12 protein-coding genes and 1 tRNA gene are annotated in these 16,668 nt (G+C 44.1%); 5 read left to right on the forward strand and 8 right to left on the reverse strand.

Features of this window, described 5'->3' with window-relative positions; translation table 11 throughout:
* The 3 genes from MUP17_12275 to MUP17_12285 all read right to left on the reverse strand — a co-directional run.
* Positions 1 to 210 (reverse strand): O-methyltransferase (locus tag MUP17_12275; GenBank protein MCJ7459748.1); only part of this gene is annotated, 210 nt, incomplete at its 3' end.
* 208 nt (positions 211 to 418) lie between these two features.
* Positions 419 to 4,246 carry a hypothetical protein gene (locus MUP17_12280; protein MCJ7459749.1) on the reverse strand — a complete coding sequence of 1,276 codons (3,828 nt, stop codon included), beginning with the start codon at positions 4,244 to 4,246 and terminating at the stop codon, positions 419 to 421.
* A 134-nt stretch (positions 4,247 to 4,380) separates the two neighbouring features.
* Positions 4,381 to 5,916: a YifB family Mg chelatase-like AAA ATPase gene (locus MUP17_12285; GenBank protein ID MCJ7459750.1), complete on the reverse strand. Its 1,536-nt coding sequence runs from the start codon at positions 5,914 to 5,916 to the stop codon at positions 4,381 to 4,383.
* An 835-nt stretch (positions 5,917 to 6,751) separates the two neighbouring features.
* Here MUP17_12285 and MUP17_12290 point away from each other — a divergent pair.
* The gene (locus tag MUP17_12290; GenBank protein ID MCJ7459751.1) at positions 6,752 to 7,852 is read left to right on the forward strand and encodes an aminopeptidase; all 1,101 of its coding nucleotides are present in this window, start codon (positions 6,752 to 6,754) and stop codon (positions 7,850 to 7,852) included.
* A 281-nt stretch (positions 7,853 to 8,133) separates the two neighbouring features.
* Positions 8,134 to 8,215: transfer RNA gene (locus tag MUP17_12295), tRNA-Ser, on the forward strand.
* Positions 8,216 to 8,727: 512 nt separating this feature from the next.
* On the opposite strand, the gene MUP17_12300 is transcribed toward MUP17_12295, so the two are convergent.
* Positions 8,728 to 9,231, reverse strand: coding sequence for a cytochrome c (locus MUP17_12300; protein ID MCJ7459752.1), 504 nt, complete (start codon positions 9,229 to 9,231; stop codon positions 8,728 to 8,730).
* A gap of 469 nt (positions 9,232 to 9,700) precedes the next feature.
* Here MUP17_12300 and asnA point away from each other — a divergent pair, with 469 nt between their 5' ends.
* The 3 genes from asnA to MUP17_12315 all read left to right on the forward strand — a co-directional run bounded on the left by asnA (position 9,701) and on the right by MUP17_12315 (position 13,421).
* Positions 9,701 to 10,837 carry an aspartate--ammonia ligase gene (gene asnA / locus MUP17_12305; GenBank protein MCJ7459753.1) on the forward strand — a complete coding sequence of 379 codons (1,137 nt, stop codon included), beginning with the start codon at positions 9,701 to 9,703 and terminating at the stop codon, positions 10,835 to 10,837.
* 237 nt (positions 10,838 to 11,074) lie between these two features.
* The gene (locus MUP17_12310) at positions 11,075 to 11,656 is read left to right on the forward strand and encodes a transposase (GenBank protein MCJ7459754.1); all 582 of its coding nucleotides are present in this window, start codon (positions 11,075 to 11,077) and stop codon (positions 11,654 to 11,656) included.
* A 61-nt stretch (positions 11,657 to 11,717) separates the two neighbouring features.
* Positions 11,718 to 13,421 (forward strand): DUF4932 domain-containing protein, encoded by a 1,704-nt coding sequence (locus tag MUP17_12315; protein MCJ7459755.1) that lies wholly within the window; start codon positions 11,718 to 11,720, stop codon positions 13,419 to 13,421.
* A 168-nt stretch (positions 13,422 to 13,589) separates the two neighbouring features.
* On the opposite strand, the gene MUP17_12320 is transcribed toward MUP17_12315, so the two are convergent.
* From MUP17_12320 to MUP17_12335, 4 genes are all read right to left on the reverse strand, one after another.
* The gene (locus MUP17_12320) at positions 13,590 to 13,973 is read right to left on the reverse strand and encodes a type II toxin-antitoxin system PemK/MazF family toxin (protein MCJ7459756.1); all 384 of its coding nucleotides are present in this window, start codon (positions 13,971 to 13,973) and stop codon (positions 13,590 to 13,592) included.
* 5 nt (positions 13,974 to 13,978) lie between these two features.
* A complete protein-coding gene (locus MUP17_12325) occupies positions 13,979 to 14,638 on the reverse strand; it encodes a Panacea domain-containing protein (protein MCJ7459757.1) in 660 nt (219 codons plus the stop codon).
* 100 nt (positions 14,639 to 14,738) lie between these two features.
* A complete protein-coding gene (locus MUP17_12330; protein ID MCJ7459758.1) occupies positions 14,739 to 16,070 on the reverse strand; it encodes a hypothetical protein in 1,332 nt (443 codons plus the stop codon).
* A 353-nt stretch (positions 16,071 to 16,423) separates the two neighbouring features.
* Positions 16,424 to 16,668: hypothetical protein (locus MUP17_12335; protein MCJ7459759.1), on the reverse strand; the 245-nt coding region annotated here is incomplete at its 5' end.

Below are 16,668 nucleotides of genomic sequence, written 5' to 3' on the forward strand. Positions count from 1 at the left end.
CCACATAGCAGAATAGCCACCACTCGTGCCGATTTCCAGGTAAGTTCCCTCTGGGGCAGTAGCAGCAAGCAAGGCAATGAATTTTCCGGTCTCAGGAGGTACCTGCCTGAGTCTCTCCAAAGGAGATTTTCCAGCTAACCTGTCCTCTTTATCAAGGGATTCTAAATAATGCATTCTTTCTTTGATGGTTTTAGGCATATTGTGAAACATGTTGTTTTCCTTTTAATTGTTATTTTTGGAGTGCATTGACCGTGTCAATGCAGCATCCCGCCTTGGCAAGATGCATTCCATAATCCAGTATCCCCATCTTACCCACAACTCAGGCAATCTTACCCGCGCTGGAGGCAATGTGAGTATACCGATACTTCTTACGTTCGCACAGAACCGGAGCCCGAGTATAGATTCATTACACTATAACTTAATATTCTAAATCTCGTCTTTCCGCTTCTCTGTCCTCTCGTTTTCCTTCGTTCTCGTAATGCTCCGCAATCTTTGTTAGTAAGGAAGCAGTTCTCGAATAAGAAATGGCCCATTTATCTGCATAGCGTCGGAATTCTTCAGCTAATACTCTTTCTTGTTGCCCATCCTCAAAAACTGACTTGGAAACTGTTCCCCTTTTGTTTAAAATACCTACACTGAATCCGTCATCTAATTCCTTGCTCTGGATGTCATCAATTATTTTGCATACTGGTTCAGGGGGCCAAATATTTTCCTCTTCTGATTTTGCATGCGCTAATACTCGGCCAATGTGAGAGTCTCCGATCGCTTTCCGGTCTAATTTTTCGCATAATTCTCTTGCCTTAACCACCCATTCCTCCAATTCTTTATAGTCTATTCGCCCATTACTGTCAATCCAGGGCACGGTTTTCCAGCTGTCAATCAATTCCCACGCGAGACGTGCGCGTTGCTTTATTAATTCTTGAGGGAGGGATTCTTTCTCTTCTTCCTTCTCTTCATTACTCGGTTTATAGATGCACTTAAGTACCTCAGCGAAAAACTCAGGATTAGTTGACAACTTCCTATGCAACATTCTAGGCAGTCGCGAACTACCCACTTTTGCGAGAAAGGGCAAGTACAACCATTCCAGTTGAGCTGTGTCTTCTTCATTTATCTCAGTAGATTTATCTAGCACCTTAAACAACTTTTCAATATTATAAGAATCAAGTCTGTGAGAATCTTCCGAGCTCGGTTCCGTAGCAGCCTTCTGCAACAACTCCGCAATTAATACAGCTGGTACCTCTTCAGAAAATAGAGCAGCACAATGAAGAGCTGTAAAATGTCTCTTAAAGTAAACTAATCGTTTTATGCCATAAATCTTATCATCTCTTGGTAAACCAGAAAGCTGTAATTCACGTTGCCTCCAGTAAGCTTCTTGAATTGCTTTATCAAATGATTCTAATAGATCCCATACTATTCGATTTTGGGGAAATGCAACAAACAGACTAGTAATCTTATTCGGCTGCCACTGTTGCGAACGCGCTTTATCAACAAGCCTTTTTACCCAATCATCTCCTTCTTTGAGTGCCCGTTGGCGAATGTAACTCTGAGTGAAGCTCACTTTCTTATCTTCCTCTTCTCTAAGTAAAGAAAGTAATGTTTCTTCTTCTTCAATACTCAAACCTGCTTCGGACAGCGTAATGCCAACTAACCAAGGATTGCTCGTTTGTCTTGCAAGCTCGATTAATACCTCAAGCCCTCCTTCACTCTTAATTGTTATTATAGCTTCTAATCTGCGTTGTGAGATTATGATTTGTGATTTTTGGTAATCACCTCGATCTTCACCTTCGGGTAGCTCAGGCCAGTGTTCATCGAAGAGCCAGCGAAAACGCTCTATGTTGTCTTGTGGCTCAAAGAGGGAATAAGCTTTCTCCATTTCTTTTAATTCTGGTTCCGGAAGTGCCCAATTAGTATCACTAAAAGAACGATGCCGCGACAAAATACTTCGAAGTTCATTCCATACCTCAAGACGACCTTTCGAAATTTCGTTTGCAGAAGATAAGAGCTGTTTAATGACATCGCTTCTCTCTTTGGGCGGTAAATCGGAAAGTTTCTCTAAAACTTCCACCCAGCGAAGCCCTTCATTGCCAATGTGAGTAAGTATTCGACTCGTTATTGCTTTCACACCTTCTAAACGTTCAGTTATAGTAATCGCATGTTCTGTCTTCTCAGAAAATTTTTTCCATCGTGTTTTGTGGGTAGGTGTGCAAATATCATGGTTACGTGGCATTAAACTAACCAAAAGCTTCCAACCAATTTCGGGTTCTCGCCCTATTAATGTGTCTATAACTTTCAGACGTTGTTCTATTGGGGCATATGTATGAGGAAGCCACAAAAGAAAAATGTCGCGTAGGCTATTAATTGGCCTATTGGTGAGTTTTCCTCCCGGGTCGAGCTTTGCTAGTTTGCCCAGGATGAGTGCTACACGTCCAAGCAACTGTGAACTCCAAGCCAAACCTTCTAATGCCCACAGTAAACTAGGGTGAGCGCTGGATGAAGTTATGAAACCTTCTGTCTCAGAAAACATACCCATAATAGGTGTATCTTCATGAAAAATTGACAATTCCGCTGCTTCCAGAAACGAAGAGGGAGACGCCTCAGCAATAAGCGGAAGAATGTCAGAAAGAGAATACCAGAGCTTCCAGTCTGCATCATTGAGCAATTCTCTTACTATGTTATCAACATACGCCTTAGCTGTTGTCGATACAGGTATTCGTATATCATCACCAAAGACAGCCATGAGAACAAGTGTCTGGGTAATTCCTTCACGTAAAGTTTCTGAATAAAACATATCCTTCCCGTACACTGATGCCGACCACCGTTTTTCTGGTTCAAGGTCAAGAGCGGGGTTTATACTTCCAAGAACTTTTAGGGCAACCATCTTAAATGTTTGAAGGTCTGCTTCGGTTAGAAATGGACCGAGTGCAAACCAGCAGTCTAAGGGCGATACTAGACGCCACCAATTACCGATTTTCAGTACTGGAGAATCCGGCTTGTGCAACCATATTGATAATATCTGAGAAAATGATTCATAGGATTTACTTGCAAGTTGACTGATAATTTCTTTATCTCCTTCCTTTGCTTCTGTCCAGCGACCTGCCAATAAAGAAGGGATGATATCTCGTACCGAATCTAATTTAGCCCATTCGGGCTGTTCAGATATTTTCGCTAACCTTCTGCGGAGAACAGTGAGGCTTCTGCCTGTCTCTGTAGAATATTTTTGGGCATCTGCTTCTGATAACCCCATCTTCTTCAGCGCATCAATAAATGCCTCCCGTCCAAGTCGAAAGAGCTCAATTTTTTCCGAAGTAACCTTATTGTCAGGACCTAAGGGGATAAAAACATTATGTCCTTTTTGTGTAGCTTGAGGAGTACCTTCAATTTCTTCAAATCGTGGGATAAGCAACAATCCTGTTCTTCCAGTTACAGTCAGGTGTCTAAAAGATTGAGAATCCTCTAAAATAATGGCTCTTGACAAGAAAAACTCTCTTTCAATTTCTGGCAGAGTATTTATCACTGCTGACAGAAATGCTATGGCTTCGTCACTGGTTGCTGCTTGTATGGCCAACAGTGAAGGAGAAGAACTCAGTTGCTTTCGAACTGATTCAACCTCCTTGTCTCTACCTGCTAAAACTACTCCTGGCGTAAGAGGAGGATTAGACATTGAACTCCATTCTTTCCAAAAATCCTCAAGCGCCATGACACCTTGTGGATATATTGCTAAATGTCTGGCTAACCAAGCGCCAACAGCAGGAGCATGTTCAAGCCATTCTTCTAACACTCTCGCATCATAAACATGTACATCTTTCCAAAAGCCCTCGTTTCTCTTTTCTTCACACCATTCATCTTTTTCTGACCAGATTCTTGGGGTTACTAACACAAAAGTTGTTTCCTTCGGATTAATTCCCAAAGGGTCTTTTTTTCGTTTTTCATAATCTTTTTCTGCTTTTCCTTTAATATCCTGATTGGTTCCAATTTCCCAGACAGAAAAACCTTGAGGAAGGTATTCTGTACCTACCATCGTTTCAAGAATCCCATCCCAGCCGGGATAAACAACACTATCTCTGGCGGGGAAATTAATATGAGAAATACTTTTCGCAGTTGCCTGTATAAGATGACGGATTACAAGGGGTAGGTATCCTTGGCAATCTCGTCTTGAAGCCCAATTTTTTAGATCATTAGCATCAATCCATTGCATATTAAACTGCACCTCTCTTAGTATGGCGTCCGCAATGTTGATAGCAGACAAAAAGATAAACTCTTCTGTAATTTCTTTTCTTTCTTCAGTGCCACTGTATCATATTATGTTCACAGCTTATATCACGTTGTGCCCTTAGCACACCACCCAAATTGACCTCATTATCAAGAAGGGAATACTCTTTCTCACATCCACAAATTCCTATCTAAACTTCTGTATTGAATTGCCTCAGATATATGCTGGGGCAGGATATTTTCTGCGCCTTCTAAGTCCGCTATGGTGCGGGAGACTTTGAGGATGCGGTCGTAGGCGCGGGCGGAAAGGCCAAGCTTGGTTATTGCCATTCTCAATAGCTCTTTGGATTCATCATCGATTACACAGTATTTCCTTATCTCCTTGGACTCCATGTGTGCATTGCAGAAGATATGTTTTTCATCCTTAAATCTCTGCAACTGGACTTTTCGGGCTTTGTTCACTCTTCCCCTTATGACCTTGGATTGCTCCCCGGTTGGCTGTCCGGACAGGTCTTTGAATTTAACTGCTGGGACCTCGATATGAATGTCGATCCGGTCTATTAAAGGTCCGGATATGCGGCTCATATATTTCTGGATCTGCATAGGGGTGCAGGTGCATTCGTGGGCTAAATCGCCGTGATAGCCGCAAGGGCAGGGGTTCATTGCGCCGGCAAGCATTACCTGGGCTGGGTAGGTCAAAGCCATCGAAGCTCTGGAGATGGTAACTTTTCCATCTTCCATCGGCTGTCTTAAAACCTCTAAGACGTCTTTGTGAAATTCCGGCATCTCGTCCAGAAACAAAACCCCGTGATGGGCTAAACTCACCTCGCCCGGACGAGGAATTCTTCCTCCTCCGATCAAGCCGGCATCACTTATGGTATGATGGGGTGAGCGGAAAGGGCGGGTGGCAATTAGAGCTGTATTTGGTGGCAATACTCCTGCAACTGAATGGATTTTGGTAGTCTCAAGCGCTTCTTCTAAGGTTAAATTCGGAAGTATAGTCGGAAGCCTTCGGGCAAGCATAGTCTTGCCTGAGCCAGGGGGACCGATCAGGATTATGTTATGCCCTCCTGCTGCCGCAACCTCCAAAGCCCTTTTGGTATGCTCCTGGCCTTTGACGTCTGAGAAATCTATAGGATACTCCAGTGACCTTTCAAAAACCTCCTGGATGTCAATCTTAAAAGGCTCGATCGTATTACCATTTTCCAAGAACTCAATTGCCTCTCTCAGACACTCGACAGGATAAACGTTGAGCTTTTCCGCCATAGCGGCTTCTTTGGCATTCTGCTTAGGCAGAATCATCCCTTTAATTCCGCTCCCCTGGGCAGATAAAGCCATTGGCAGGGCACCGTGAACAGGCCTTAAGGTTCCCTCTAAGGAAAGCTCACCTAAGATTATGTAATCATCAAAATTCTCCCTCTGGATCTGTCCGGTAGCTTTTATAATCCCGATAGCTATCGGCAGGTCAAAAGCAGAGCCTTCTTTTTTGATATCTGCAGGGGCTAAATTTATGGTAATCTTCTTGGCAGGGAAATAATACCCGGAATTTTTTATGGCAGACTGAACCCTTTCCTTGCTCTCCTTAACTGCATTATCTGGAAGTCCGACCATGGCAAAGGAAGGAAGTTGTGGAAATAAATCTGTTTCCACCTCGACTACGTAAGCCTCGATTCCTAAAACCGCACTGGAGAGAACCCGGGAAAGCATGATTTACTCTTTGAATTTATGAGATATTAAATGATTCGGTCCTGCCGTTAGGTGCATAAGATTTTTAAAGGAATTTATCTCTTCTGAGGAGAGATGTCAATATAAAAAATGACGAATGAGAAATGGCAAATGACGGATGACGAATGACTGATGATGGATAAAAGAAAAAAGGCTAAAGTCCAAAGGCTATAGGCTAAAGAAAAAAAAGAATAAGGAAAAAAAGAAGGAAGCTCCTTGTGGATGTTATCATCCACAAGAAAAATTGGCGAGGATGATAACATCCTCGCCGAGCCAGCATTGAGACGACCTGTAGGTCATAGATTTCTGTGGCTACAAGCCAGCCCGCCTGTAGGGCGCCAGGCTCCGCTCTCTGACAGCAGTTTCCCAATTTATTGGGCATAGTGGCTCAGACGCTCTCTCTTGGGCATGGGAACAGGCAGTTTTGTAGGGACAACCCCCCGTGGTTGTCCGATATTTGGGCAGGCGCAGGGACCTGCCCCTACGGGATTGTCTGACCTCACACTGACCCTCTCCTACGAAGAAGGAGAAGTGATTTGTAGGGGCGAGGTCTCCTCGCCCATGGACTGGGGAACCCAGCCCCTACATTCAGAATACCTCACCTAGGCTCTCTCTTACAAGGAGAGGGGTAAGTCAAACATTCCTGTCTGACCATGTAGAACAGACAAGGATGTCTGTTCTACCGTTATGTTGTCTTTTTTTCTTGGAAATATTTCAAAACTAATTATATTCACGGTTTATAAGTCAATCCTCCCTTGAACCAGGGAGTATTCAGTTAAGTAATAGGATTTGCAGAGAAAAATAACAGGAGGTCAAAGTGGATTACAGGATCAAGAAACACGCTGAAGTGCTTATGAGGTATTCGCTCAACATTGAAAAGGGAGAGAAACTGCTGATTCAGGGGGAGATGTCATCCCTTCCGCTGATAAAGGAATGTTACCGCCAGGCGCTGGAGTTAGGTGCTTTTCCCCAGGTTAGGATGACCAGCGATGAGCTAAGGGAGATATTGCTGAAAAACGGAAGTAATGAGCAGATACAATACGTGCCTGATGATATGTACAAGCTCATCGAGACCATAGACGCCTACCTTTCTTTCTGGAGCGAGACCAACACCAGGTCGCTTACCAATGTGGCTCCTGAAAAATTGAAATTAGAGGCACAGGGCACCAGCCGTTTCAAAAATATATTATTCGAAAGGGAAGCCAAAGGCGAATTGAGATGGTGCGGGACCCTGTTCCCGACCAGTGCCAGCGCTCAAGAGGCGAACATGTCCCTTTCCGAATATGAGGATTTCGTTTACGGAGCTGGTTACCTGGATACGGATGACCCGATTGCCAGATGGAGACAAATAGAGCAGGAACAGGAAAAAATCTGCAAGATCCTGAATACGAAAAAAGACCTGAGGATTGTTTCCAGAGATACTGATCTGAGAATGTCGGTGCAAGGCAGAAGGTGGGCTAACTGCTGCGGGCACGTAAACTTTCCGGACGGCGAGGTGTTTACCGCACCAGTGGAGGACAGCGTGGAAGGACACGTCAAATTTAGTTTCCCAGGAATATTCGGAGGAAGGGAAATAGAGGGCATCCACTTGAGCTTCGAAAGAGGGAAGGTGACAAAAGCGACTGCCGTCAAAGGCGAGGAGCTTCTGCACCAGCTTCTGGAGACAGATGCCGGGGCGCGGCACGTCGGAGAAATCGCAGTCGGGACCAACCACAGCATCCAGAGGTTCACCCGGAATATGTTGTTTGACGAGAAAATCGGGGGAACCGTGCACCTGGCCATCGGAAGGTCTTTTGCCGAGACTTTAGGGAAAAACCTGTCAGCCATTCACTGGGATATGCTCTGCGATATGAAAGATGGTGGCGAGATCTATACAGACGGCGGGCTGATTTACAAAGCTGGAAGATTCTTGATATAAACTTTTCAAGGATATTTACCGGGATTCTGACCCAGGTTGAGGTGGTCTGGGTATACTAAGAGTTTTTGTAGGGGAGGGGCTTGTTGAGTTCTGCGAAACCCAGCTCTTCGGGTCCCCTCCCGTCTTTCGGGAGCCCACGAGGGGCTCCCCTACAAAATAAAATTCGCTGGCTCGCACATTTATCATGGACATTTTTCCCAGCAAAATTGTTGACAACTCAAAAAAGCATAGTTATATATCATACAGACTGAAACGTATTTTCTGTCACCTGGCAATTATCCGGAGGGCTCGCCTAACGGTATGGCAGTGGACTTGAAATCCACCGTCCGCAAGGACTTGCGGGTTCGAATCCTGCGCCCTCCGCGGGAAATACAGTTTAGAGTTTGTTCGTTTGGGGTTTGGAGACCCCCTCCCGGCCCAAAAGAGCAGTTTGGAGTTTGAAGTTTAGAAAAAAAATGGGTTTTCGTAGGGCAATGCCATCAAGGTCTTGAGACTTTAGCCTTGCTTGAGAGCTCCTAATACTGGTAAACCCACATTGCCCTCAACGTGGGCTACTTATAATAAGCAGATCATCTGTTAAGAATCGAATCGCAAACAAGAAATGGCAAGCCGCGAAAAGCGAGGTTAGGAGTTTGTAAGTTTGAAGTTTAGAGAAAAACTAGTTTTACGAGGCTGGGAGCCCCGCCTACGATAATGATAGTCCTTAATCCCTCGTGGGTCGGGCACCTTGCCCGACCTTACTCTTCCCTTTTTATTAAATCAAATAAAGATAAAGGAGAGCAGACCTTGTCCTTGAAAAGTGGCTGAAGGGTCAGATTGAGCCTTCAGTTGCTGGGCAAAGTCTGCTCTGTGAATTCTCTTTGAACAATCCGCTTCTACTTTTTTGGCTCGGTTTCAACTGCAGACCTGAGGTATTCCAGAATAGCCCGCGCCTGGTCCTGGGTTAATTTCGGGTCAGGCATTACGGTTACAAATTCCTTGACCTCTGCTTTCATATGTTCATTTTTCTGCTGCATCTCCACAGTGTTCAAAAGCAGGTTCATTATGAATTCCGGCGAGTGCTCTTTCATCTCGTCACGCAGAGCTGGACCGACCTTTTTCTGGTCCAGCGTGTGGCAGAGCGCGCACTTGCTCTGGAAAAGCTGGTCACCGGTCTTGACCATATTCTGGTCTATAGCTGCCAGTTTCAGCTCCTTAATCGGGCCAATCCCTTTATCTGACTTCTCCGCGCCAGAGATCTCAGCCGTCTCAGTTGTGTCTTCCTTTGGCTCTTCTGTGGTAACAGCAGGCGGAGTCTGAGCCTGTTCCTGCTTGGGCGTTTGTTTACAGGCTATAATCAAAGTTAGGATAATAAAGGCAAGAATCAATACTTTTTTCATAATACCCTCCTTGAAATTTGTTTCTGTTTATAGTCTTATACATAGAGATCAGAATTCCCCTTCAGGGAATGCCGGAACTGATTTTTTCCACAGCACACCCCTGGTTTGTGATTAAAGCTGAAATTTCGAGACGATGGCAAAGAACGACTATCCTGATGATTCTTCCCTGGATAAAAGTTCTCTCTTGATTTTATATAAACTCTGAGTCTCTATTTGTCAAGGGGAAAAATCCCCAAAAAAAGAGAATCAGAGACCGGTTAAAGTTGTATGTATCTCGTCCCATATTACAGTAGTGAAAGAATAAGGTAATTGAAAGAGTGGCTTGTGGACAAGGTTGGAGTCAAGTCGAGAGGAAAAGGTAGACTTTTTTGCTTGATTTTCTGGGGTGAAAAGCATAATATAGGGCTTGTGAAAATTCCGGACTGATGTAAAGTCCCTGGCAATTAATCTAAAAAGGAGGTAAAACTTAATGGCTTTAGCGGATAAGAAGGCTGACCTGGCAGGTCCAGGTATTGGCAACTATGAAGAACTGGAGAAGATTCTACCCAGCGATTACCGGGCACTACTTCCTCCGATGGAGAGGATGAAGGCTTTATTCACCATCAAGGAGTATATAGAGAAGAACCTGTGCCAGGAGCTGAACCTACAGATGGTGCAGGTTCCCCTGATCGTGGACGTGGAGAGCGGGGTGAACGATATGCTGGACCGGGACGGGTCCCGCACCCCGATACAATTTCATATTTCCAACGATTATGACAAGCATCCGATCGACGCCCAGGTAGTGCAGGCGGCTACCAAGTGGAAGCGCCCGGCTTTGAAGCAGTTCGACTGCAAGGTGGGTGAGGGTATCTGCACTGATATGAAGGCAGTGCGCAAGGACTACTTTCTGGACCATGACCACAGCGCCTATGTTGACCAGTGGGATTGGGAAAGGGTGATGAGTGCTGACCAGCGCAATCTTAATTACCTTAAGGATACTGTTCGAAAGATATGGAAAGTTATCCGGGGAGCTGGAAAGCAGGCGCAGGAGCTTTTCCCGAAGCTGAAAACCAGCCAGTATCCGGATTTCCCGGAGGAGCTTACTTTTCTGCATGCCGAGGAGATCCTGGAGATGTATCCGGATCTGCCGCGCAAGGCAAGGGAGACTACGGTTCTGCAGAAACATCCGGCGATATTCATCATCGGAGTGGGCTGGACTTTAAAGGACGGTTACCCGCACGAGATGAGAGCCGCAGATTATGATGACTGGGTCACGGAAACAAAATCTGACAAGGGCGAGCCGATGCATGGCTTGAACGGTGATATCCTGGTCTGGGACCCGGTAACCAAACGCAGGCACGAGCTAACCTCTATGGGTATAAGGGTGACAAAGGAGACTCTGAAAAAACAGTTAGAGATGACCGGACAGCTTGATTTCCTGAAATTGCCTTATCACCAGGCGATCCTGAACGACCAGATTCCTTTGAGCATCGGCGGCGGCATTGGTCAATCCCGCACCTATATGTATCTCTTGAGAACAGCGCATTTAGGAGAGGTATCAGTCACGGTCTGGCCCAAAATACTTAAGGAGATGTGCCGGAAGAAGAATATCTTTGTTCTGGAGTAAAAAAGATTTGAGCCAGACAGGAATGTCTGACGTACCAATCGAACTGGTAGGGGCATCCCGCCAAGGCGGGACAACGTGCCCCTACAGGACTTTTATTGGCGGTAAACCCACGCTGACCTCAACGTGGGTTTATTTCCGTTAGAAGCTAACTTCAGCCAGATCGCACTATTTAAAAAGGTTTTGAGACTATTTCTACTCTCCTTTTCAAGGAGAGAAATCAAAGGAGAGGTTCTTTATTTGTCAGAGCATAATCGTCGCTCCATTCGATTAAAGGAATATGATTATTCGCAGCCAGGTGCATATTTTGTGACCATATGCGTGCATGGTTTTAAGAACATTTTAGGAAGTATTGCAAATGGCGAAGTGAGGTTGAACAAATACGGACGAGTCATAAGGGATGAATGGTTAAGGACGATGGAGTTGCGTCCCAATGTATTAATGGATGAATATGTAGTGATGCCAAATCATTTTCATGGAATTATAATGATTATCGACGATACGACTGTAGGGGCGACCCGGCGGGTCGCCCCTACAACTACAACGAAACCGACCACATTAAAATCAAATGCAATTGGTTCTATCATCGGTCAAATAAAGTCTGCAAGCACTAAAAGGATTCGCAAAATGGGATTAGAATATTTTCGCTGGCAGCGCAATTACTATGAACACGTTATCCGGAATGAAGATAAATTGCATAAAATACGACAATACATTCATACCAACCCCTTAAAATGGCATCTGGACAGGGAAAATCCAGAAAGGGTGGGCATAAATAAATTAGAAAATGAGATTTTTCAAATGGAAATAGAACAGAAATAAATGACGAATATTTGATGATAGATGACGGACAAAAGAATATATCTTTGGATAAAAATACGTGATGAAAAAAATTAAATACCTGCAACTCCAGTGGGTAGCTCTGTTTTTGCTTGTACTCACGACCTCTTGTGGGGAGAAAAAGCAGATCGAGTCCGCTCGTTCCCTGAATATCACCGTAGACCCACGGATTGAGCTTTTAGCAGTAGTGCAATTTTTGAGCGGCTACGGCGAGCGCACCGGGCTTATCACGCGCTACGACTTTCCTTATAAAGCCGATGTCTCGGAATATTTCTCCGCCTGTAAAAATCATCCTGCGGTGAAGCTGTTTGAGGAGATGAGCGTTTCCGGTTTCAGCTTCGATGCACCGCCTGACGCAATGCTTCATCTATCTGATCCGCCGGAATTGACTTTGCAGGTGCCTTACACCCGAAATCTCAAACGTAGAGCCGGGGGTCAAGAAAGGCTTGAAAAGTTCATTCAGGAGCTAAGGGATTTTGCCCAGAAAACCAATTTCACATCCTTTTTTGAGGCGCATAAAGGGACTTACTCAAAGCTTGTTTCAGATACCTACGGAAAAATGCAAGGAGTGGATTTCATCGCAACCCTGGAAAACTATTATGGTATGAAACAACTGAGATATAATATAATCCTGGCTCCCCTTTTTCATCCGGGTGGATTTGGGCCCAGGATTGATCGGGAAGGGGGATCTAACCCGATTTTCAATTTTATAAAATCTCTCCAGTATCTGATTTTCAATCAATGGTCAGGTAAAAGTTATGAGATTTATAACATCTGCGGTCCAACCGGCGTGGAAAATGGTATTCCGAGCTTCGGTACTCAGGAGGGTTTCAGGCAGCTTGCCTGGCATGAGTTCGGACATTCTTTCGTCAACCCGCTATCAGAATCCTTGAAAAACAGAATAAAGATCTCTGAATATTCATCCCTTTTTATGCCCATCAGGGAGAAGATGGAAAAAGAAGGTTACTCAAACTGGGAAACCTGCGTGAACGAGCATATTGTCAGGGCAATTACAGCTCGCCTAACCTTTATCCATTTTGGAAAGCAGGCAGGGGAAGATGAGCTAAGGGATCAAAAGAGCAGGGGATTCGTTTACATTGATCCTTTGTGCAAAAAACTTGAGGAATATGAAATCCGGAGAGATAAATATCCAGCCTTTGCAGATTTTTTTCAGGAGTTACTTAAGGTCTTTGAAGAGATAACAAAAAAGGGTGCGGATAAGGAGTTTTACTCGTTTGATTTTGTTGGACCGATTAATGCGGTGATCTCGGATAAGGAATCTATCGTCCTGATTCTGCCTACTCAGGAAAGCGATAAAGCGGTGCAGGATGAAATCCATAAATATGTGATGAAAATCTATGAAAGGTTCTTCAAGGGATGTCTGGTATTAACAGATGCTGAGGCTTTAAGCCGAGACCTTTCAAAAAATTCACTGATTATCTACGGCACTGCCAGAGGTAATCTCTGGCTGGCACAGCATCTGAACGAATTCCCTTTAAGGATCGAGCCGGATAAAATCGTGACGGATTCAGTCTATTACGGGACGGACTTGCGATTCATCACTGCCTGGCCCAATCCACAAAATCCACAAAAAGGGATGGTTATCTACACTGCTCAAAAAGCTGAGGATATTGTCGGGATTAATGGCGTTTTTCACGGAGGAACTGATTACGTTATCGCCAAGGGGACGGAGATTTTGAAACAGGGGAATTATAAAAAAGATAAAGGGCTATGGTTATTCAGATAATGGTATTGCTGGTGAAACCTCAGAGTGTAAGGGCGGAGCTATGTCTCTACTCATAAAATTTTGGCGACCCTATAAGGGGTCGCGTTACTAGCAGAGCGGGACACAGCGTGCCGAGCCATCAATGTCTCTTGGGTTTAAGAGGAAAGCCTTTAGGAGTATGTCAAGAAATTAGTCGGGTTCCAAATCCTCGATCTTCGCTATGCCAATCCCCAACATTAACTTAGCATTAACTTCTTTCATCGTAGCATCAGACAAGGCATATTTGTGCTCGATAATGTTATCCTTAGGAATAGTATGAATCTGATTACAGATTATTATTGCCCCATGTTCTGTGCGAGATTCCTGTGGTGATAATATTACTTGCCAGGGATAATCTTTAATCTCTTTTTTTTCTTTTATAGTAGTGATAACTACTGCCACGAAACTATTGACATTCTCAACAATTTTCCCTTCTTGAAGGCAAAGAACATATTTTTGTATGGGTTTAGAGGGTTGGTCAGGTGGGACAAACTTAACTAAAAAAACTGCACCTCTTATATAAAACACAGACATTAACTCTATTCGTCTAAATCAATAAGTTTTGGAATGTAATTGGCGATAATCTTGTTCAGTTTATTTTTTTCTTGATCCTCTAAGTCATCTTTGGTAAATTGAGGTAGTTTTCCTTTATATCTTTCTTTCAAGGAAGTGACCAGATCACTCTGGGTTTTTTCGACTCTTATCTTCATATGGTAATGCAGTTGGTTATTAGGGATCCATTTGGAAAAGTCCAAGCTTTCGCCTTTTTTAAAACAGTTTAATGGAGGATTAGTATATACATAATCTAAAAGTTCTTCCAAACTAAAAGATGAATATCTTTCTAATACCAGGTGTAAAATCCCTTTTGTATAATCATCTAAATCAGTGAAATCATAAGAAGAGCCTGTCGCGTAGTAAACATATTTTTTCTCGCCATAAGGGGTACTAGTTTCTTCCTCTTTTATAAACTCTGGGTGTAATTGATGTGCAACATTTACTATATCCCAAGTAAAGGGCCCAAGTTGGTCATACTTATAGACTAAATCAGTAGTTTGTCGTAGATATTTCTTATAAAACTCTACGTCTGTTAGATAGACTAACTTGACCAATATAGTTCTAGTCAATTCTTTCGGATAGAACTTGCAAAGAAAATAAATTATATCCTTCAATTTTTTGTTCATAGACGCCCTTCCAAGCATTCCTCTAAAATCAATATAAAAGCATCTCGGTTTTTGTCAAGGAGAATATTAGACGGCTATTGCTATATTCGACAGAAATACGTAAAGAATTAGAAATATCTTAAATCTTATCCACCCTCGGCTCTAAAACCAGGGTAAGCTGTTCTGTAGTTCTCACATTCCACAAGGCTAAGGCTAAAGCCATCACTGCATCGCAGTTTTCTTTGGTGTCCCAGGTGAAATTTCTTAGCTCATCCTGCAAAGTCCATAAAGTTCCGTCCTCCTCTGGAAGCTCAATGTAAGGGTAGGCAATATTACCAAGGGCGTGTTCTTTTTGCAGGTTAGCGATTAGCTCGGATTTTGCCTTACCTCCCTTTTCTCCGAAATTGAACCCTTTGGCATTTATGTCTCTAAGCTCCTCTAAGATGACATCTCCTAATCCGGTCGAATCGATCAGAACTTCACCGCCGTATTCTTTTTTTCTTCTTCTGATCGCCTCAAGGGTTTCTTTCCAGTCTCTCTGGAATCTTTCGATGCAGACTAACTGATATGGTTTACTTGTGACGTCCAAAGTTATGCCAACCGTATAATTTCTTTTTCTTGCCAGGTCCCAGCCGGTGGAGTAGCGGTGCTCTTCTTTTGGCGCGGATAGTCCGGTGGAGTCTGAAGTTGCCTGGCTGATATATTTCTCCTCAATGACCTGATCAGGATCGTCAATGAAGTTCCCCATTATGTTCTGCTCGACTTTGGAAGGGGAGAGGCTGGTCAACTTCCTCTGAATATATTCTGAGGAGATATAAGGGTTATCTCTGGAATCTCCTGTCTGCACGTAGCCGAATTCAGGATGAGATTTTAGCTCCTGGCATTTGCGATAGAACCAGTTTTTCCCTTTGGGAGTGGAGGTGTAATCTATCATCCCGGCACGGTCAGCCAGGCGCATCATTATCACGCAGTTGACTACATATTCCGGATGCGGCTCAAAGGCGACCTCGTCGAAATTGCAGTAGTCATAATCGTGGCCTAAAAGGTATTCCCCCTTTCTCTGGGTGGACCGTGCCCAGAAAACCGCCGAGTTGGAGAAGGTGATATGAGGAAAAGGGGTTGACTTTATGTCGTGGACTAAAGATTCCAAGATCCTTTTGCCTTTGAGCAAAGTTACAGCTTTCTCAAAAATTATTTTTGCCTGATCCAGTGTTATGCTTACGTTGACCGCAGTATACTTGCCTGATGAGTTGAATCTGGTTTTGCGGATTTTGAAAATAGAGCGGTGCAGGATTTTCACTGCCTGGATTAAGCTTTTGCCCCAGCGGTTGCCTGTGTGCAAGGCATTTTCCGGCTTGATCGAGTTTTTCAGCCACAGTGCCTGTCCGGGATGAGGCTCGATTTCCAGGAATTCTCTGGCAAAATAAACCGGGTCTTTGAGGGCTTTGCGCCATAGGTACTGCTTATCCAATACTCACCTTTGAATGAAAAATGACAGATTAAAAAAGGGTTCGAGGGGTCAAGGGTTCAAGGAGGAAAAAGACGTGACCGTTGTTCGTTTTTCGTGAGCGTAAAAAATAATGTAGCGTTGCCACTCCTGCGGCAACAGATGTTTTGAATGTGACTGTCGTCCCGCCATCGGCGGGACTGACCCCACGGGAGATATTATCTTGCCAGGTCAGGGGACCTGGCAAGCACCGAGTGTCTGCCCTGATTTTTGGGCGAACAAGTAGGTTCGCCCCTGCACGCTCCTCTACATTCTATCGCCCTTGATCAGGGCGAGGAGACCTCGCCCTACAAGTCTTCGGGCTCGCAATGACGTTCTTATTTGTCGTCAGTCATTTGGGATTCTCTCTTTGCATCTTCCTCAGTTATCAGTCCGGCATTTTTTTTCAGAATTATATTCTCTAAAGCGAGTTTTTCTGCCTGTCTTTGTTCCAGAAGACCAAAGGCTTTGCGGTTGTCAAAAAGATGCTCATATTCTAAATTTATTCCGTTCAATGCCAGCTCCAAGTTATGAATCCACTCCATAAACCTTTTAGCTGATGCCTGGATGGAGATTATATTTC

Source organism: Candidatus Zixiibacteriota bacterium (assembly GCA_022865345.1).
Taxonomy (GTDB): domain Bacteria; phylum Zixibacteria; class MSB-5A5; order MSB-5A5; family RBG-16-43-9; genus RBG-16-43-9.